The organism is Kribbella sp. NPDC050820 (assembly GCF_040653975.1).
Classification (GTDB): Bacteria; Actinomycetota; Actinomycetes; order Propionibacteriales; family Kribbellaceae; genus Kribbella.
On record NZ_JBFAHB010000002.1, the window covers coordinates 1 to 18,917 of the forward strand.

Sequence of the window (18,917 nt, forward strand, 5' to 3'; positions counted from 1 at the left end):
CCGCATCCGGATTCCTATCGGTACGCGGCCGTCGTGTGCGGTGTCCCGGAGGAGCCGATGGCGCTGGTCGCACAGGCTATGCTGTGGTCCGACCACAGGATTCCCCCTCCGCCGGAGTAGTGATGACCGACCGACAGCTCCCCAAATGGTCCGAGCTCAAGCCGCTGCTGCGGCCGAAGCCGGTCACGGTGAACCCGACCGACCGCCGGCTGGAGAAGGCGCTCACGATCCACGACCTGCGGGCGATCGCCAAGCGCCGGACGCCGCGGTCGGTGTTCGACTACACCGACGGCGCGGCCGAGGCGGAGATCAGCCTGCAGCGCGCCCGACGGCTGTTCAGCGAGATGGAGCTGCAGCCGTCGATCCTGCGCGACGTGTCCGACCTCGACCTGGGCACGTCGATCCTCGGCGGCCGCTCGGAGCTGCCGTTCGCGTTCGCGCCGACCGGCTTCACCCGGATGATGAACCACGAGGGCGAGAGCGCGGTCGTCAAGGTCGCCGAGCAGATCGGCATCCCGTACGCGTTGTCCACGATGGGTACGACGTCGATCGAGGACGTCGCCGCAGCCGCTCCGGACGCGCGCAAATGGTTCCAGTTGTACGTGTGGAAGGACCGCGACGCCGGCGAGGACCTGCTGAAGCGGTCGGCCGCCGCCGGGTACGAGGCGCTGATGCTGACGGTCGATGTACCGGTGGCGGGCGCCCGGCTGCGCGACGTACGCAACGGCTTCACCATCCCGCCGTCGCTGACCGCGAAGACCGTGCTGGACGCTTCGCTGCACCCGGCCTGGTGGGCCAACCTGCTGACCACACGGCCGCTGACCTTCGCGTCACTGTCCACCTGGGACGGCACGGTCGCCGAGCTGCTGGACAAGCTGTTCGACCCGACGATGACCATCGACGACCTGAACTGGCTGCGTTCGATCTGGTCGGGTCCGCTGATCGTCAAGGGCATCCAGACCGTCGACGACGCCCGTCGGGTGGTCGACGCGGGCGCGGACGCGATCGTGCTGTCCAACCACGGGGGCCGCCAGCTCGACCGGGCGCCGACACCGTTGCGCATCCTCCCGGACGTCCGCAAGGCGGTCGGCAGCGACGCCGAGATCTACCTCGACACCGGCATCATGTCGGGCGCGGACATCGTCGCGTCGATCGCCTTGGGCGCGGACGCCTGCCTGGTCGGCCGCGCGTACCTGTACGGCCTGATGGCCGGCGGCCAGCGCGGCGTGGCCCGGGCCGCCGAGATCCTCACCAAGGAGGTCCGCCGCACGATGGCGCTGCTCGGCGTCTCCCGGGTCGCCGACCTCAACCCGTCGCACGTCCGCCTTCCAGCAACGGGAGTGTGAGCCGGAAGCGGGAGCCTTCGCCCACAGCGGTTCGCAGTACGACGTCGCCGTTGTGGACGACCTACAGCGGTAGGTGGGCGGTGATGCGCATGCCGCCGGTGGAGGTGCGGGCGGCGGTGAGGGTGCCGCCCAGGGCAGTGGCGCGTTCCCGCATTCCGATGATGCCGTTGCCCTCCTTGGGCGGGCCGACCAGGGACTGGCCATCGTCGTCGACCTGGAGTACGAGCGCTTCGTCGCCGTACTGGATGCGGACGGTCGCGGAGTTCGCCTTCGCGTGCCGCACGATGTTAGTGAGCGACTCCTGGATGATCCGGAACGCCGCGCGGTCCAGGCCGGTCGGCAACGGCTGTGGGTCGCCGTGGACGATGGTGTGGACCTCCAGGCCGGCGCGGGACGTGCGGCTGACCAGGTGATCGAGCCGCTCGAGCCCGGCAACCGGCTGCCTGGGCGCAGACTCGTCCGACTGCCGCAGGATGCCGACGATCGACCGCAGCTCCACCAGAGCTTCCTTGCTGGCGTCCTTGATCGCAGCGAGCGCGGGACCGGCCTGCTCGGGCTGCCGGTCGACCAGGTGCAGGGCCGTCGACGCCTGCACGTTGATCAGTGAGATGTGGTGCGCGACCACGTCGTGCAGCTCCTGCGCGATCCGCAGCCGCTCCTCACCGGCCTTCCGCAGCTCGGCCTCGCGGCGCGTGCGGTCTGCCGCGATCGCCCGGTCCCGCTGGGCCCGGGCCAGCTCGGCGACGATCCCGAGCACGACGAAACACGTGCCGACGAGGAGGACCTGGTAGATGCCGTCCTGGTTGATGCCGAGGATGAGCCGGCCGCCGACGTGGCCGACGTACAGGGCGGCGAGGCCGACCCAGCCGGCCAGGCGGTGACCGCGGCGGATCACCGAGAACACGGCAATCACGAACGCGAAGATCACCGGGCCCCACGGGTACTGCATCAGCATGTAGACCAGGGTCGAGACGACCGTTGCCCACAGCACCGGGATGGGACGGGGCCGGAGCCAGTACAGCGACACCGATCCGATCAGCAGCAGGACCGCCATGAACCAGTCGCCGGGCCGGCGGTCCGGCTGGCCGTTGGCCGCGCCGAACGAACCGACCACGGTGAACACGCTGAGCACGGCAGGCAGCGCGATCCGCCGTACCTGGGCTGCCCAGGTCGGCGCGGTCGTCGGCTCAGTCGTGGTCACACTACGAAACCGTAGAGGTCGGCCCGGTCGGTGTCATCGTCGCCACGGAGTATCCGGGCCTGCTCCGGCCGGAGTAGTTCAGTACTTGACCTTGTAGATCTTCTCTTCGTACGCCTTGCCGTAGTACTCCTCGAGCTCGGCCAGGTCGTCGTTCTGCCGCTCCAGGGCCTTCGCGATCCGCGGGCGGCTCGGCATGGCGTCGGGGTTCCAGGTCTCGGGCTTCCACAGCTGCGAGCGCAGGAACGACTTCGAGCAGTGGTGGAAGACCTCCTCGATCTCCACCAGCAGCGCCAGCTGCGGACGGTTGCCGCGGACGATCATCTCGTCGAAGAACGGCGCCTCCCGGACGATCCGGGCCCGCCCGTTGATCCGCAGCGTGTCACCGCGGCCGGGGATGAAGTAGATCAGGCCGACGTGCGGGTTGCTGAGGATGTTGGTGAAGCCGTCGACCCGGCGGTTGCCCGCGCGCTCCGGAACGGCGATCGTGCTGTCGTCGAAGATCTTGGTGAACCCGGCCGGGTCGCCCTTGGGGGAGACATCGCAGCTGCCGTCGGCCGCCGAGGTGGCGATCAGGCAGAACGGCGACGCGGCCAGCCACTGCCGGTCCAGCTCGTGCAGCGCCTTGCGGGTCTTGCCGGCCGCGGCTGCCAACGGGGTGGGGACGATCTCGCGCAGCTCGTCGTACGTCGTGATCTCTTCCAGTCCGGGGATCTCCATCAGGCGGCGGTCTCCTCTGCCAGCGACGGCGTGGCGTCCTCGTTGACGGCCCTCGTCCGTGCGGCCCATCGTACGGCGGGACCAGTTGCGCAACTGGTCCCCAGGAACAGTGCGCCCACAGCGATCCAGCCGATCGGGCCCCACCCCAGCACGACCGTCGTGAGCATCGCCGGACCGAGCATCCGGGCGACCGCGGGACCGGTGCCGAAGAAGCCCTGGTACTGGCCCTGCTTGTCGGCCGGGGCCAGTCCGAAGCTGATCTCCCACGCTCCGGAGGCCAGCTTCATCTCGCCGAGCGTCAGCAGCGCGGCACCGGCGATTAGTACGGCGGCCGCCGTCCAGGTGCTCATCTCCGCGGCAGAGATGGCGAACACCGCGCACGCGGCCAGCATGGCGACACCGGCGTACCGGACGGACTTCGTTGCTGTGCGGAGGTCCTTGACGCTCTTGGCGGCTTTCACCTGGAAGAGCGTGACCAGGAGCGTGTTGACGATCAGGAGGGAGGCGACGACCCAGTCCGGTGCGTCGGTGCGGGTGACGATCCACAGCGGGACGACCAGGCTGAGCAGCGGCATGAAGAGCAGCATGATCGCGTTCAGCAGCGCGAGGACGGCGTACGGGCGGTCGTGCAGGACGGCGAGGCGCGGCTCGCCTTTGACGCGTGTGCTGACGTTGACCTTGGGGACGCGGTGGACGAGGCGTGCGGCGATCAGGAAGCTGAGGGCGTCGAGGGCGAATACGGTCAGGTACGCCGCTGCAGTGTCGTAGTGGAGCGCGATGCCGCCGAGCAGGGCGCCTACTGCGAGGCCGGCGTTGACCGTGGACTGGAGGAAGGCGCGGATGCGGGTGCGCTCCTGTGGTTGGACCAGGCCCGCCAGTAGTGCCTGGCGCGCTGCGGTCAGTCCGGTTTGGCTGCTGGCGTAAGCGATCGCGGCGACCAGGAAGAGCGGGAAGCTTCGTACGACGAGGAACGCCGCGACCGAGGCTGCTGTGGTGAGCGCGAGCACGACGGCGACGCCGCGAGGACCTCTGCGGTCGGCGAGGTTGCCGAGCGGCACACCCATCAGGAAACCGACCAGCCAGGCCACCGTCAGCCCCAGCCCGACCTGCGCCGTCGACAGCCCGACCACCCGCGTGAAGAACAACGCTGACGTGACGATGAACGCCCCGTCGCCGACCGAGTTCGCCAACTGCGCCATCGCCAGGTCCCGCGCGACCCCCGCCGGCGGCAAGACCCGCCCGACGCGAGCCGGCGGGCGCACCCGCCCTACGCCCTTGCCGCCGCTCCGCCTGCTGCGCTCCATCGTGATGCTCATCTCGGTCTCCCTCAGCTCGTTACACCCGAGCCTAGGAGCACAGCGGCCCAGCAGGCAGATCCACTTTGATGCTCATCAGATGGGCCACTTTGGTCTGTGGATAACTCGAGTCAGCGCGTGAAACGACGGCATCTTGTAGGCATGAGCTTCCAAGACCTCCCCCAGACCTGGACCGACCATCCACTCTCCGACCCCACCCGCGCCGCCGACGTCGTCGACCTCCTGGTCAGCCTCGGTGACCGCCACCGCGGCACCTTCACTGTCATCCTCTGCGACGAGAACACCCGCTACCGAGCCGCCATCGCCGTCGACCTCCCCTCGGAGTTCGGCCAACCTCCCGCACCTCCCTCACCCCTCGCCGCCCGCGCCACGTCCACCCCACCCCTGGCCCGCACCACGTCCACCTCACCCCTAGCCGCCCGCACTATGCCCACCTCATCCCTGGCCGCCGGCGCCATGTGTACGTCAGCCCTGACCCCGATCATCCCCGCCGTCCGCACCGCCCCCGGCACGTCCTTGCTCCTGGCCCTGGGCCGCCCCGGCCCCGACACCTGGCCCGACCTCGACACCGAATGGGCCCACGCCGCCACCCACCTCTGCCGAACAACCGCCGTCCCCCTCCTCGGCTTCTACATAGCCACCCCCCACCACATCTACCAACCCCAACTCCCCATCCCCACAGCCGCCTGACCACCACGCGGCTGGTGGTCAGCGGACGTTGTGGGGGCGGTACTGGATGCTGATGCGGGGGCCCTTGTGGCCCGTGGCTTTGGGGATGGCGTGTTCCCAGGTGCGTTGGCAGGAGCCGCCCATGACGATCAGGTCACCGTGGCCGAGCGGGTAGCGGACGGTCGAGCCGACCGGGCCGGCCGAGTTGCCCGGGCGCGGGCGGAGGGCGAGGACGCGGGGTTCGCCGACGGAGAGGATGGCGACCATGGTGTCCTCGTGGTTGCCGCGGCCGATCCGGTCGCCGTGCCAGGCGACGCTGTCCCGGCCATCGCGGTAGAAGCACAACCCCGCCGTACGGAAGGACTCGCCGAGCTCCTCCGCGTAGTGAGCGCTGAGCCGGTCGCGGGCTTCGTCGAGGATCGGCAACGGGAGCTCTTCGTTCTCGCCGTAGAAGCACAGCAGGCGCGGTACGTCGACCACCCGGTCGTACATCTGCCGTCGCTCCGCCTGCCACGGCACGTCGCGGGCCAACCGCTCGTACACCTGATCCGCCCCGGTCAGCCACCGCGGCAGCACGTCGATCCACGCGCCGCGCCCCAGCTCCGTCCGCTGGATCCCGTCGAGCGAACCCAGCGCAGGATCCTCGAACGCATCCAGCAACGAGCCCTGCAGATCAGCACCCATGACGCCCACCATACCGGAAACTCGAACATCTGTTCCCATGACTTTCCCAGGCCCAGTCCGGCGCGCATCATGACGGTATGACCGGGGATCCACCTGGACCGGCGGTGCGGGCGCAGCTGCTCGCCACCGAGCACTGGAGCCTGCTCGCGACCAGGAGCCAGACCTGGTCGGAGGTGATGGGCCGGATCAGCGCCCAGTTCACGTTCGCCTCGGCCTCGCTGGTGGTGCTCGCCCTCACCCTGCAGGTCTCCGGGCTGAACTCATCATTCAGGCTCCTCGCGGCCTGGCTCGGGGTGTCGGTGCTGGTGACCGGGAGCCTCACTGCACTGCGCGTGCGCAACGCCAGCCAGCAGGACCTCATGCTCGTCATCGGCATGAACCGGCTGCGGGCGGCGTACCTCGAGCTCGACCCCGGCATCCAGGAGCACCTGGTGACGGGCTGGACGGACGATCCGGCGGGCATCGACCGGACCTACGACATGGGGGTGCGGCGCAGCGGTGTGTCCCACTTCCTCGCCAGCGCCTTCGTGTTCGCCGGCGCCGTGAACATCATCGTCGCGGCCGGTCTCGGCGCGGTGCTCGCGGATACCGCTGGGACCAACGGTGCAGTCACGGCCGTCGTCGGTGCGCTGTCGGCGTTGGCGTATGCCGTCCTCGTCTTCGTGCCCGCACACCGCGCCTATCGCCGCGTGGTCGCCGAGCTCCCCGCTGCTGCTGAGTGAACTCCGGCGGTTGGCCCGGCGGATGCACGAGACTGCGGTACGACGAACCACCGGCTGGAGGATGGATGTCGTACCTGCTGATCCGCAACGTCTCGGTCCTGATCGTCCCCGAACACGGCGACTGCCGAGTCGACGAAGCACAAGACATCCACATCCACGACGACAAGATCACCGCCATCACCCCCACCGGCACACCCCTACAACTCCCTCCACCGAGAGTGGAGGAGACCGGGAGCCCGGAGGTCGACCGGGAGAGGACCGGGGACCCGGAGGTCGACCGGGTGGGGACGGGCAGCCGGGAGACCGACCGGGACGGGGCGGGCAGCCGGGAGACCGACCGGGTGGGGGCGGGTAGCCGGGAGACCGAGCGGGACGGGGCGGGGAGCCGCCAGGCCGACCGGGACACGGCTGGAGGGCCGGGCGGTGTGCCGGGGCGGGGTGTGGAGCCGGAGGTGGTTGAGGGGCGGGGGCTGGTGGCGGTGCCGGGGTTGGTGAACTCGCACACGCACAGTCCGATGGTGATGATGCGGGGTGCAGCTGAGGATCTGGCGATCGAGGACTGGTTCAACCAGCGGATCTGGCCGATGGAGGTGAATCTGACGGCCGAGCGGGTCCGGGTCGGTGCGCGACTCGCGTGCGCCGAGATGTTGCTCGCCGGGGTGACCACGTTCGTGGACCACTACTTCCACGCCGACCAGATCGCCGAAGCCGCGATCGAGTCCGGCATCCGCGCCGACCTCGCGCCGACGTACTTCTCCTCGACCGGACCCGAAGCCATCGAAGCCGCCATCACCACCGCCCGCGACCTCCGCAACCGCAGCCCCCGGATCACGGCCAGCCTCGGCCCGCACGCGACGTACACGGTCTCCGACGACGACCTGCGCCGTACGGCGGACATCGCACGAGCAGAAGGCTTCCGCATCCACCTGCATGCCGCGGAAACCGACGACCAAACCCAATCGTCCATCGACCGCCTGGGCGTCACGCCGATCCAAGTCCTCGAGCGAACCGGCGTGCTCGACGCCGGCGCCCTCATCGCCCACGGCTGCGGCATCCGCGAAGCCGACCTCCCGATCCTTGAGCAGTACGGCGACCGCACCGCAGTGGCCTGCTGTCCGAAGGTCTACCTCAAACTCGCCATGGGCACGGTCACCCCGATCAAAAGCCTGCAGTCGAAGGGCGTGAAGGTCGGCATCGGCACCGACGGAGCCGCGGTCCACAACACCCTGGACGTCTGGGAGTCGCTGCGGATGGTTGCGCTGACCCAGAAGCAACGCGAGCAGGACGCCGAGTGGATGAACGTCTCCGACACCCTCCGCCTGGCCACCAGGGGCGGAGCCGCCGCAGCGGGCCTCGCGGACCGGATTGGCGTACTCGAACCAGGCCGCCAAGCCGACCTCGCCCTGGTCGACCTCTCCGGCCCGCACTGCCAGCCGGTCCACGACCCCAGGGCAGCCCTCGTCTACTCCGTGCGCTCGTCGGACGTCGTCACCGTCCTGGTCGCGGGCCGCGTCGTCGTCCGCGACCGCCAACTCACCACCATGAACCTCGACGAGGTCCTTGCCGACGCCAAGGACCTCGCCCACACCCTGGTCGACCTGTCCAAGGGCGGCGCCGTCCAGCACTACGCACCCTGACAGCACGAACACCCTGACAACACGAACACCCTGACAGCACGAACACCCCGACCCAAGCGGGCCGGGGCGTTCGAGCGGGTTCAGCTGATGGTGACGATCTTGTTCACCGTGTAGGCCTGCGTGTGGTCCGGTCCCTTCTCCAGTCAAGAGCTGCAACCGGCCGCGCACCCTAAGCTATGAGCCTCCACCTGCGAGGAGGCGTGCGATGACCGCACCGAGCTCGGATCTGACCGGCTGGCGACGGACGCCGTTCACCGGCGCGGGGTTGACCTACGACTGCTTCGAGAAGGGCGAAGGCCCGGGCGTCGTGCTGATCCCGGAGATACCGGGGTTGACGCCGGAGGTGCTGGGGCTGGGGGACCACCTGGTGGGTGCGGGGTTCACGGTGGTGATCCCGTCGCCGTTCGGTACGCCGGGGAGCCCGGAGACCACGGGGTACGCGCTGGGGGTGATCGCGCGGATGTGTGTGGCGAAGGAGTTCCGGGCGTTCGCGGCCGATGCGGAGCGGCCGATCACGAAGTACCTGCGGGCGGTCGCCGCCGACCTCGCGACGCGGACGCCGGGGCGCGGGGTCGGGGTCATCGGGATGTGCTTCACCGGAGGGTTCGCGTTGGCCACAGCGGTCGAGGAGGCGGTTCTGGCCCCGGTCCTCAGTCAGCCGTCCACGCCGTTCGCCGTCAGTGGCCGTCTGCGGCGTGATCCGGGGCTGTCCCGGCAGGAGCTCGAGGTCGTCAAGGAACGGACGCAGACGGACGGTCTGTGCGTCCTGGGCCTGCGCTTCAGCCATGACCGGATGTCACCGGCCGAGCGGTTCACGACCCTGCGCAAGCAGCTCGGCGACGCGTTCGAGGTGATCGAGCTCGACAGCCGGCCGGGGAACCCGGACGGCTACCGCCGGATGGCGCACTCGGTGCTCACCCGCGACCTGCGCGAGGACCCGCCGAACTCGGCGCTGCAGGCACGCACCCGGACCGTCGAGTTCCTCCGGCAGCACCTGACTGCTACCGCGCGGTGACCCACAGTGCCGAAATGTTAAAGCAACGTTGAGGAATGCTCTGCGTGTGACTATGCGGACGCAGAGTGGGGAACCTGGCGGAAGTCTGGGGTGGAATGTTGCAGTGCGCAAGGGAGGGGGAGCGGTGGGTGACGCTGGGTGATTTCCTCTGGTCGTGGGCACTGGAGACATGGCACGATCGGCCACCGGAGGCACATCAGGGGGCGCGCATGGCGATGGCCAGGCACTTGACGAGTGAGGCTGTATGAACGGGCGGACAGCGCAGGAGAGCCGGCTCCCGAGGAACGGGACCACGGCCGCGAACGGGACCAATGGTCACGGTCCGCAATCGGGCCCTCACGCAGGCCGGACCACGCCGGCCGGCCAGGGCGATCAAGAGGCTGAGCAAGAGCCGACCGGCCAGGCCTCCGAGGGCCCGGCACCGGAGGGCCAGGAGACGGTCGTCAAGACGCCTGCCTGGGTCGAGGAGTACGCCGCCCGCAGGGCCGGCCGGGTCGCCAACGGAACGGCGCGCGCCGAGTTCGAGACGCCCGTCCGGGTCGACGAGATCGCGCTGGCCGCCAAGACGCTGTCGGAGAACCTGCAGGCAGCCACCCGGGGGATGCCCGAGTCGCCCGAGCTGCGGGCGTTGCGCCGCGACCTCGACCACGCTGCCAGCACGCTGGGCTCGGTGGCCGGCGCGCTCGAGGCGACCGCCGGCAACCTGATCCGACTCGCCGCCAGCGAAGGCCAGGCGTGTGGCGTCGGCTGGGGTGTCTGCCCCGAGCACGGCCTCACGCTGATGAACGTCGGCGAGACGGTCACCTGTCACGTCCTCGGCTGTCACCGCGAGAACGAGGGCGCCGTCGAGCGCTGCGGGCACCCGGTCGCCTACCGCGTCGTCGACGCGGCCGGCCCGGCCCTGCACACCTGCGCAGGCCACGCGATCGCCTGCCGGCTCTACCTCGACGACGCCGTCATCACCCTCGCCTCGGACAGCCTGGAGCTGTTCTAGGAGATCCGGCAGGACGTCAACTGGTCGTTCGCGTTCGGAGCCCGGCCGCACCGCCGTAGTCGACGTGCTCGAGGAACACCACGCCGCCCGGCCCTTGGACCGGCATCGGCACGGTTGGGCGCACGGACGTGAGTGGTGCCTGGCCCTTGAACATTCGGCCGCCGTCGTTGGTCAGGCGCAGGTAGTAGTCCGCGGAGCACGCCGTACCGTCCTCGTCGAGGGCGCGGATGCCTGAACCCGCGGGTACCCAGGCCGCGGACTCGGCGGTCTTCGCGATCTGGTTGCCCTCGTTGTACTCGTCGAACATCGAGATGTAGATGCCTTGTACATCCGCGCCCGCGATGTCGCTGATCCGGCCAACCATCCACGGCGACAGCATGTCGAACGCGTGGCACACGTCCAGGTAGCCGGCGCGCGAGTCCTCCACCCCGCGCCGCCAGTGCGTCGGCACTCCACCGATCACGTAGCACCCCTGGCCCTTGAACCAGTTCACGACGTCCAGGCACACCGACGCCGGCCAGGCCTTGTTGGCCTCGTCGAACCCGAACCCCCAGATGCACACCACCGGGCTTCCCGTTCTGCCGCGCGTACGCCGGTGAGGCCGTGTAGGCGCTCATCTTCGACGTCCAGTCCGCCTTCATCTCCGACTGCATCGAGGTCCAGCCGGTGGCGTCGTACATGATGTAGAACTTGCGCCCGTACTGCTCCGCCGCCTGCCGGACCTTGACGGCCATCGCGTCCCGCGTCGGTCCCTCGCCGCCGGTCGGGTTGAACCGCTGCAGTGCCGCGGTGTCGCAGCCGTTCTGCTGCACGGCGGCTGGCCCCAGTTGTGGCTCCAGTGCCACCAGCCGTTGATCGGGGCGCCGTCGCCGGTGCAGGCGAACCGGCCCTGGTACCCGACGGTGACCTTGCCGACGACGTCACCGGGCGGGCTGGCGGCGAAAGCGGACGTGAGTTGGGTGCCGCCGACAGCGGTGGCGGCGGTGGCGGCAAGGAAGGCACGGCGCGACAGAGTCATGTGGGGCTCCTGGTGGGGGCGGACAGGAGAAGTGCCGCGAGAGTACAAACGCCGAAGAACGCCCGCAAGAGTTGAACGGACTTCACGCAAGTTCCGGAACCAACCCGGCCTCTGGTCAAAGAGAGCGTTTGCCCGCTAGCGTCGGCGAAAACTTGTCGACAACGTCTTGACGCGGCTTCAGCGGCGTACTTAGTTTGTTGGTTCAACAGACAAAGTCTGTGACTGGGCTCACAACGACCAAGGGTGGGGTCGCATGACGTTGACGGGGGGCAGCCGTCCGGGCAGTCGCGTGGTCGCCGCCGACCACGTCTCGCTCCGGCGCAACAACCTCTCGGTCGTGCTGCGTCACGTCCGCGACAACGGTCCCCGGTCCCGGGCCCGGATCGCCGCCGACACCGGCCTCAACAAGGCGACCGTGAGCAGCCTGGTCGCCGAGCTGGTCGAGCGCGGCCTGCTTCGCGAAGGCCCGGCCGACTCGACTCGTGCCCTCGGCCGCCCCGGGCAGCTGGTCGAGCTCGACGGCACCGGAGTCTGCGGCGTCGGCGCCGAGATCAACGTCGACTACCTCGCCGTCACCGCGCTCGACCTGGCCGGTGACACGGTCAGCGAACGCCGCGTCCCGCTGGACGTCGCCCACATGGACCCCAGTACGACGCTCAGCCGCCTGGCCGACCTGATCCGCGAGGCCGTGGCCGCTGTGGACGCGCGCGACGGCCAGGTCGCCGGCGTGACCCTCGCCGTGCCGGGCCTGGTGCAGGGCGACACCGGTGAGCTCAAGCTGGCGCCGAACCTGGGGTGGGGCGAGGTCCCCGTCGTGCGCGAGATGCGCGAGCGGCTGGGTGGGCCGTCGTACCCGCTGCACGTGGACAACGAGGCGAACCTGGCGGCGCTGGCGGCGTACTCGGAGCTGCAGAAGACTGAGCCGGTGCAGGATCTCGTGCTGCTGACCGGCGCTGTCGGTGTCGGCGGTGGCGTGGTGTCGAACGGGCACCTGCTGCGCGGCGGCCACGGGTACAGCGGAGAGGTCGGGCACATGCCGGTCGCACCGGCCGGACGGATCTGCGGCTGCGGCCGGACCGGTTGCTGGGAGACCGTCGTCGGCCTGACCGCGCTGTTGCACAAGGCAACGGATGCGGACGACCCGGTCCGCGACCCGGCGCTGGACGTGGACCGGCGGCTGGCCGAGATCACCGCGCGGGCCGAGGCGGGGGAGCCGCGGACGCTGTCCGCGTTGAAGGACGTCGGAACCTGGCTGGGGATTGGGGGAGCGATCCTGGTGAACATCCTGAATCCGGACGTGCTCGTGCTCGGCGGCTACTTCGCCGTGCTCGGGCCATGGCTGAAACAACCACTGGAGACGGCGATCCGCGACCGCGTGATCGCCCCGGACGGCGGCGGCTGCCGGGTGGTCCGCTCGGAGCTCGGCTTCACCGCCGCGGTGCGCGGCGGCGCCCAGATCTCGCTCGACCAGGTCTTCGTCGACCCGACCGTGATCGGCCGATCCGAGACGGGAGTAGCGCAGTGACTCTGTTGAATGCCGCGCTGCCGCGCGGCGGGTCATGGGGCTGGAACTCCCGGCCTTCCCTCGTCACTCCAGTCGCTTCGCTCCCTCCGCTCCTCAGTCCAGGCCGGGAGGCCCCATGACCGAGCTGCTCACGATGACCGGCATCGTCAAGGAGTTCCCCGGGGTGCGGGCGCTCGACGGTGTCGACCTGGATGTGCGCGAGGGTGAGGTGCACTGCCTGCTCGGCCAGAACGGCGCGGGCAAGTCCACGCTGATCCGCGTGCTGACCGGCGCCCACCAGCCCGACGCCGGCACGATCCTCCTGCACGACGAACAGGTCCAGTTGAACACCCCGACCGCCGCGATCCAGCGCGGGATCGCGGCGATCTACCAGGAGCTCGACCTGGTGCCCGAGCTGACCGTTGCCGAGAACATCTTCCTCGGCCACGAGCCGGCCCGCTTCGGCTTCAGCCGCCGGCACGAGGCGACCACCCGGGCGCGCGAGATCCTGCGCGGACTCGGCCACGGCGAGATCCCGACGCACCGCACGGTCGGCTCACTCCCGGCGGCCGGGCAGCAGGTGGTCAGCATGGCGCGCGCGTTGTCGCGGGACGCCCGGCTGATCGTGATGGACGAGCCGTCCGCCGTCCTCGACCCCGAAGAGGTCGCGAACCTGTTCCGGGTGATCCGCGGGCTCACCGCGCGCGGTGTCGCGGTCGTCTACATCTCGCACCGGCTCGAGGAGATCCGCCAGATCGGCGACCGGGTCACCGTGCTGAAGGACGGCGCCACCGTCGCGACCGGCCTGGACGCGCGCGCGACGCCGACCAAGGAACTGATCCGGCTGATGACCGGCCGCTCGATCGAGTACGTCTTCCCGCCCCGCCGCGAGATCCTCAGCACGGCGCCCGTCGTCCTGGAGGTGACCGACCTGACCCGGCCGGCCGAGTTCGCCGGGATCACCTTCGAGGTCAGGGCCGGCGAGATCTTCGGCCTGGCCGGACTCGTCGGCTCCGGGCGCTCCGAAGTACTGGAGACCGTGTACGGCGCTCGGCGCGCGGCCACCGGGTCGGTCCGGGTCGACGGCGTGCCGCTGCGGCCGGGCCGGGTGCAGTCCGCGGTGAAGGCAGGTGTCGGGCTGGCGCCGGAGGAGCGGAAGAGCCAGGCGTTGCTGCTGGACGAGGCCGTCTACAAGAACATCACGGTGTCGACCATGCAGCGGTTCGCCAGCGGGGGATTCCTGAACGGCCGCGCCGAGCGGGAGGCTGCCACCGAGCTGTCCAAGGCACTGGACGTCCGCCCGGCCGGCGTGGACCATCCGGTGCGCAACCTGTCCGGCGGCAACCAGCAGAAGGTCGTGCTGGCCCGCTGGCTGCTCCGGGACTGCCGCGTGCTGCTGCTGGACGAGCCGACGCGCGGTGTCGACGTGGGCGCGCGGTCCGAGATCTACGCGCTGATCCACAAACTGGCCGCCAACGGGGTCGCGATCGTGCTGGTCTCCAGCGAGGTCGAGGAAGTGCTCGGTCTCGCCGACCGGGTCGTCGTACTGCGGGAGGGACGGGCCGTCTACAACGGGCCCGCGCAAGACATCGACGAGCACCAGGTTCTCGACCTGGTGATGGAAGGAAGTGCTGTCTCGTGAGTGATGACCTCGCACGGCCCTCTGACCAGACCGCGTCGACCCAGGCGACGGTCACGCCGCCCGCGGCGCCGCGGGCCGGCAGCAATGTGCTGATGACAGGGATGGGGCGCAACGTCGGCCTGGTGGTGGCGCTCGTCCTGCTCTGCCTGGTCGGCATCATCACCGCCGGCGACACGTTCGCGACCGGCGCCAACGTGCTGACCATCCTGCGGCTCGCGGCCGTCATCGGTGTGGTCAGCATCGGCATGACGTTCGTCATCACGGGTGGCGGCATCGACCTGTCCGTCGGGGCGATGGTCGCGCTGGCCTCGGTCTGGGCGACCACGCTGGCGACCCAGCAGCTGGCCGAGGACTTCCACTGGATCCTCATGGTCTCCACGGCGCTGCTGGTCGGCGCCGCGTGCGGCCTGGTCAACGGCCTGCTCGTTGCCTACGGCAAGATCGTGCCGTTCATCGCGACGCTGGCGATGCTGGCCGCCGCGCGCGGCCTGGCCGAGATCATCTCCGACCGGAAGACCCAGATCATCTCGGTGAACGGTTTCGTCGACTTCTTCGGCGGCTCGCTGATCGGGGTGCCGGTGCTGGTCTGGATCTTCCTGCTGGTCGCCGCGGCCGGCTGGGTGCTGCTGAACCGGACCACGTTCGGCCGCCGCACCTTCGCGGTCGGCGGCAACGCCGAGGCGGCCCGGCTGGCCGGCATCAAGGTGCAGCGGCACACCGTCGCCCTCTACGTGCTGGCCGGCCTGTGCTGCGGGATCGCCGCAGTCATGCTGATGGCCCGTACGACGACCGGCAGCTCGACCCATGGTCAGTTGTACGAGCTGGATGCGATCGCGGCCGTGGTCATCGGCGGCACGCTGCTGTCCGGTGGCCGCGGGACGATCGTCGGCACGGTGATCGGCGTACTGATCTTCACCACCCTGAACAACGTCTTCACCCTGAACAACCTCAGCATCTCCGCCCAGTCGGTGGCGAAGGGCCTGATCATCGTGATCGCGGTCCTTCTCCAGCAGCGCCTGGCGCGCACGACCCGCCAATAGAAGGAGGACAAAGATGTCCGCACGTTCCGTCCGCACTCTCATCGTCGCCGGCCTGAGCGTGATCGCGCTGGCCGCCTGTACCAGCAACACCCCGGAGGCCGAGGAGAACGACAACGCGCCGGCGAACTCGGGTGTCGCCGCCGGGAAGAACGACGAGCCGGGCCAGAAGGTCCGGATCGGGTTCTCCGCGCCGGCCGCCGACCACGGCTGGATGGGCGCGATCACCAAGGCCACCCAGGCGGAGGCGAAGAAGTACTCCGACGTCGAGCTGATCGTTGCCGAGGGCACCAACGATGTGAACCTGCAGATCAGCCAGGTGGAGACGTTCATCAACCAGAAGGTGGACGCGATCGTGCTGCTGCCGTTCGACGGCGCCGCGCTCACCCCGGTGGCGGTCAAGGCGATGGAGGCCGGGATCACCGTGGTGAACGTGGACCGCGAGTTCGACAGCCCGTTCGCGGCCCGGACCACCATCCTCGGCGACAACTACGGGATGGGCCGCTCGGCCGGCACCTACGTGTGCCAGCAGCTGAAGGACAAGAAGGACTCGGTGGTCGCCGAGATCGCCGGGATCGACTCGCTGCCGCTGACCCAGGACCGCAGCCGCGGCTTCAAGGAGGCGCTGACCGACTGCGGCCTGAAGGTGAGCAACCGGGTCGCCGCCGAGTTCACCGTCGAGTCCGGTGAGAAGGCCGCCGCCAACCTGCTGCAGGCGGCGCCGAAGATCGACGCGATCTGGAACCACGACGACGACCAGGGCGTCGGCGTGATGGCGGCGATCAAGAACTCCGGCCGCAAGGAGTTCTTCGTGGTCGGCGGGGCCGGCTCGGCGAACGTGATGCGCGACATCAAGTCCGGCAACAGCCTGCTGAAGGCGACCGTCATCTACCCGTCCACCCAGGGCGCGGACGGCGTCCGGCTGGCCCGGCTGCTGGTGCAGAAGAAGGCCCTCACCGACCTGGTGGAGGTCGAGGTGCCGCGCACCATCCAGCTGTACGCGCCGGTGGTGACCAAGGACAACGTGGACCAGTACCTGCCGACGGCATTCGAAAGCTGACAGAGGAGAGTCATGACGAACCTGGGCATCGGCCTGATCGGCTACGCGTTCATGGGCGCGGCCCACTCGCAGGCCTGGCGGAGCGCGCCGCGCTTCTTCGACCTGCCGCTGAACCCCGAGATGAACGTGCTCTGCGGGCGTAACCCGGACGCGGTCGCGGCCGCGGCGACGAAGCTCGGCTGGAAGGAGACCGAGACCGACTGGCGCAAGCTGCTCGGCCGCGACGACATCCAGCTGGTCGACGTCTGCACGCCGGGAGACAGCCACGCCGAGATCGCGATCGCCGCACTGGAGGCCGGCAAGCACGTGCTGTGCGAGAAGCCGCTGGCCAACACGGTCGAGGAGGCCGAGGCGATGACCGCCGCGGCCGAGGCGGCGGCGGCCAAGGGGATCAGGTCGATGGTCGGGTTCACCTACCGCCGGGTGCCGGCGATCGGGCTGGCCCGCCAGCTCGTCGCCGAGGGCAAGCTCGGGACGATCCGTCACGTCCGGGCGCAGTACCTGCAGGACTGGATCGCCGACCCGGAGGCGCCGTTGTCGTGGCGGCTGGACAAGGAGAAGGCGGGGTCCGGCGCGCTCGGTGACATCGGCGCGCACATCATCGACCTGACGCAGTACATCACCGGTGACAACATCGCCGAGGTGAGCGGTCAGCTCGAGACGTTCGTCAAGGAGCGCCCGGTCGCCGCCGAGCACGCCGGTCTCGCCGGTACGGCGGGCACCGAACGCGGACCGGTGACGGTCGACGACGCGGCCGTGTTCCTGGCCCGGTTCGGCTCCGGCGCGCTCGGCGTCTTCGAGGCGACCCGGTTCGCGACCGGCCGGAAGAACGCGATCCGGATCGAGGTCAACGGCAGCCTGGGCAGCCTCGCGTTCGACTTCGAGGACATGAACCTCCTGCACTTCTACGACGCGACCGAGGACGCGCGTACCGCCGGCTTCCGGCGGATCCTCGCCACCGAGTCCGCCCACCCGTACGTCGCAGCGTGGTGGCCGCCCGGCCACCTGCTCGGTTACGAGCACGGGTTCACCCATCAAGTCGTCGACCTGGTCACCGCGATCGCCGATGGAGCCGATCCGACACCGTCGTTCGCCGACGGGCTGCGGATCCAGCGTGTGCTGGCCGCGGTCGAGGCCAGCTCGACCTCCCGACAATGGCAGGAGATTTCGGAATGAACAGCTACACCCCGACGAAGGACGACAAGTTCTCGTTCGGTCTCTGGACGGTCGGCTGGCGGGGGGTCGACGTCTTCGGCACCGCGGTCCGCCCGGCGATGGATCCGATTCACGCGGTGGAGAAGCTGGCCGAGCTCGGCGCGGCCGCGATCTCGTTCCACGACGACGACCTGGTGCCCGACGACGGCACCCGGCAGCAGGTGCTCGACCGCTTCGGCAAGGCGCTGGCCGACACCGGCATCGTGGTCGAGATGGCCACCACCAACCTGTTCGCCCACCCGGTGTTCAAGGACGGCGGCCTGACCGCCAACGACCGCTCGGTCCGCCGGTACGCGTTGTCGAAGTTGCTGCGCAACCTCGACCTCGCGGCTGAGCTGGGCGCGTCGACGTACGTGCTCTGGGGCGGTCGCGAAGGTGCGGAGTCGGGCGGCTCGAAGGATGTCCGCGCGGCCCTGGACCGGTACAAGGAGTCGATGGACCTGCTCTGCGCGTACGTCCGGGAGCAGGGCTACGACATCAGGTTCGCCCTCGAGCCGAAGCCGAACGAGCCACGCGGTGACATCCTGCTGCCGTCGATCGGCCACGCCCTTGCCTTCATCAACGATCTCGAGGATCCCGAGCTGGTCGGGCTGAACCCGGAGGTCGGGCACGAGGAGATGGCCGGGCTGAACTACGCGCACGGCATCGCGCAGGCACTGTGGCACGGCAAGCTGTACCACATCGACCTCAACGGGCAGCACGGCCCGCGGTTCGACCAGGACCTGCGGTTCGGCGCCGGGAACCTGCGCGGCGCGTTCTGGACCGTCGACGTCCTGCAGGGCTCGGAGGGCCGGCCCGGGTACGACGGCTACGTCCACTTCGACTACAAGCCGCCGCGGACCGAGGACGAGGACGGCGTGTGGGAGACCGCGCGGGCGTCGATGCGGAACTACCTGATCCTGCGCGAGAAGGTGAAGGCGTTCCGGGCCGACCCCGAGGTGGCCGAGGCGCTGGCCGCGGCCAAGGTCGCGGAGTTGTCCGAGCCCACCCTGGCCGAGGGTGAGAGCCTGGCCGACCTCCGCGGCGAGAAGCACGACCCGGACGCGCTGGCCGAGCGCGGTCTCGGGTTCGAGAAGCTGGATCAGTTGGCGATGGAGCACCTGCTCGGCGTCCGCTGACCGGTAGCAGTACCTCCCGCGC

The 18,917-nt window shown here is 69.7% G+C and carries 17 protein-coding genes; 12 read left to right on the top strand and 5 right to left on the bottom strand.

From position 1 onward, the window contains the following. Window positions 1–122 precede the first annotated feature (122 nt). Window positions 123–1,346, top strand: a complete 1,224-nt coding sequence (locus AB0H36_RS02390) for an alpha-hydroxy acid oxidase (protein WP_360515143.1) — start codon at window positions 123–125, stop codon at window positions 1,344–1,346. A gap of 61 nt (window positions 1,347–1,407) precedes the next feature. Here AB0H36_RS02390 and AB0H36_RS02395 read toward each other — a convergent pair whose 3' ends face one another. The 3 genes from AB0H36_RS02395 to AB0H36_RS02405 all read right to left on the bottom strand — a co-directional run bounded on the left by AB0H36_RS02395 (window position 1,408) and on the right by AB0H36_RS02405 (window position 4,580). Continuing rightward, the gene (locus AB0H36_RS02395) at window positions 1,408–2,547 is read right to left on the bottom strand and encodes a sensor histidine kinase (protein ID WP_360515146.1); all 1,140 of its coding nucleotides are present in this window, start codon (window positions 2,545–2,547) and stop codon (window positions 1,408–1,410) included. Between the two features lie 78 nt (window positions 2,548–2,625). Further along, entirely contained in the window at window positions 2,626–3,264 is a 639-nt protein-coding gene (locus AB0H36_RS02400) for a pyridoxamine 5'-phosphate oxidase family protein (RefSeq protein ID WP_360515149.1), read from the bottom strand. Then, window positions 3,264–4,580, bottom strand: a complete 1,317-nt coding sequence (locus AB0H36_RS02405) for an MFS transporter (protein WP_360515152.1) — start codon at window positions 4,578–4,580, stop codon at window positions 3,264–3,266. Before AB0H36_RS02405 ends, AB0H36_RS02400 begins: the two co-directional genes overlap by 1 nt. A gap of 141 nt (window positions 4,581–4,721) precedes the next feature. Between AB0H36_RS02405 and AB0H36_RS02410 the strand changes: the two genes are divergently transcribed. Continuing rightward, the gene (locus AB0H36_RS02410; RefSeq protein WP_360515155.1) at window positions 4,722–5,270 is read left to right on the top strand and encodes a hypothetical protein; all 549 of its coding nucleotides are present in this window, start codon (window positions 4,722–4,724) and stop codon (window positions 5,268–5,270) included. A gap of 18 nt (window positions 5,271–5,288) precedes the next feature. On the opposite strand, the gene AB0H36_RS02415 is transcribed toward AB0H36_RS02410, so the two are convergent. Next, window positions 5,289–5,933, bottom strand: coding sequence for an alpha-ketoglutarate-dependent dioxygenase AlkB (locus AB0H36_RS02415; protein WP_360515158.1), 645 nt, complete (start codon window positions 5,931–5,933; stop codon window positions 5,289–5,291). A gap of 77 nt (window positions 5,934–6,010) precedes the next feature. Here AB0H36_RS02415 and AB0H36_RS02420 point away from each other — a divergent pair, with 77 nt between their 5' ends. From AB0H36_RS02420 to AB0H36_RS02435, 4 genes are all read left to right on the top strand, one after another. Next, complete coding sequence (locus AB0H36_RS02420; protein WP_360515161.1) at window positions 6,011–6,655, top strand: hypothetical protein; 645 nt, start codon at window positions 6,011–6,013, stop codon at window positions 6,653–6,655. A 65-nt stretch (window positions 6,656–6,720) separates the two neighbouring features. Further along, entirely contained in the window at window positions 6,721–8,292 is a 1,572-nt protein-coding gene (locus AB0H36_RS02425) for an amidohydrolase (protein WP_360515164.1), read from the top strand. Window positions 8,293–8,497: 205 nt separating this feature from the next. Then, window positions 8,498–9,307 (top strand): dienelactone hydrolase family protein, encoded by an 810-nt coding sequence (locus AB0H36_RS02430; RefSeq protein ID WP_360515167.1) that lies wholly within the window; start codon window positions 8,498–8,500, stop codon window positions 9,305–9,307. Between the two features lie 244 nt (window positions 9,308–9,551). After that, the gene (locus AB0H36_RS02435) at window positions 9,552–10,301 is read left to right on the top strand and encodes a hypothetical protein (RefSeq protein ID WP_360515170.1); all 750 of its coding nucleotides are present in this window, start codon (window positions 9,552–9,554) and stop codon (window positions 10,299–10,301) included. A gap of 16 nt (window positions 10,302–10,317) precedes the next feature. On the opposite strand, the gene AB0H36_RS02440 is transcribed toward AB0H36_RS02435, so the two are convergent. Continuing rightward, complete coding sequence (locus AB0H36_RS02440) at window positions 10,318–10,863, bottom strand: hypothetical protein (protein ID WP_360515172.1); 546 nt, start codon at window positions 10,861–10,863, stop codon at window positions 10,318–10,320. A gap of 709 nt (window positions 10,864–11,572) precedes the next feature. On the opposite strand from AB0H36_RS02440, the gene AB0H36_RS02445 reads away from it, so the two are divergent. From AB0H36_RS02445 to xylA, 6 genes are all read left to right on the top strand, one after another. Then, complete coding sequence (locus AB0H36_RS02445; RefSeq protein ID WP_360515175.1) at window positions 11,573–12,844, top strand: ROK family transcriptional regulator; 1,272 nt, start codon at window positions 11,573–11,575, stop codon at window positions 12,842–12,844. A gap of 115 nt (window positions 12,845–12,959) precedes the next feature. Then, entirely contained in the window at window positions 12,960–14,465 is a 1,506-nt protein-coding gene (locus tag AB0H36_RS02450; RefSeq protein WP_360515178.1) for a sugar ABC transporter ATP-binding protein, read from the top strand. Next, complete coding sequence (locus tag AB0H36_RS02455; protein ID WP_360515181.1) at window positions 14,462–15,505, top strand: ABC transporter permease; 1,044 nt, start codon at window positions 14,462–14,464, stop codon at window positions 15,503–15,505. Before AB0H36_RS02450 ends, AB0H36_RS02455 begins: the two co-directional genes overlap by 4 nt. A gap of 13 nt (window positions 15,506–15,518) precedes the next feature. Continuing rightward, window positions 15,519–16,562 carry a substrate-binding domain-containing protein gene (locus tag AB0H36_RS02460; protein ID WP_360515184.1) on the top strand — a complete coding sequence of 348 codons (1,044 nt, stop codon included), beginning with the start codon at window positions 15,519–15,521 and terminating at the stop codon, window positions 16,560–16,562. Window positions 16,563–16,574: 12 nt separating this feature from the next. Further along, complete coding sequence (locus AB0H36_RS02465) at window positions 16,575–17,738, top strand: Gfo/Idh/MocA family oxidoreductase (protein WP_360515187.1); 1,164 nt, start codon at window positions 16,575–16,577, stop codon at window positions 17,736–17,738. Beyond that, the gene (xylA, locus tag AB0H36_RS02470; RefSeq protein WP_360515190.1) at window positions 17,735–18,895 is read left to right on the top strand and encodes a xylose isomerase; all 1,161 of its coding nucleotides are present in this window, start codon (window positions 17,735–17,737) and stop codon (window positions 18,893–18,895) included. Before AB0H36_RS02465 ends, xylA begins: the two co-directional genes overlap by 4 nt. Window positions 18,896–18,917 lie beyond the last annotated feature (22 nt).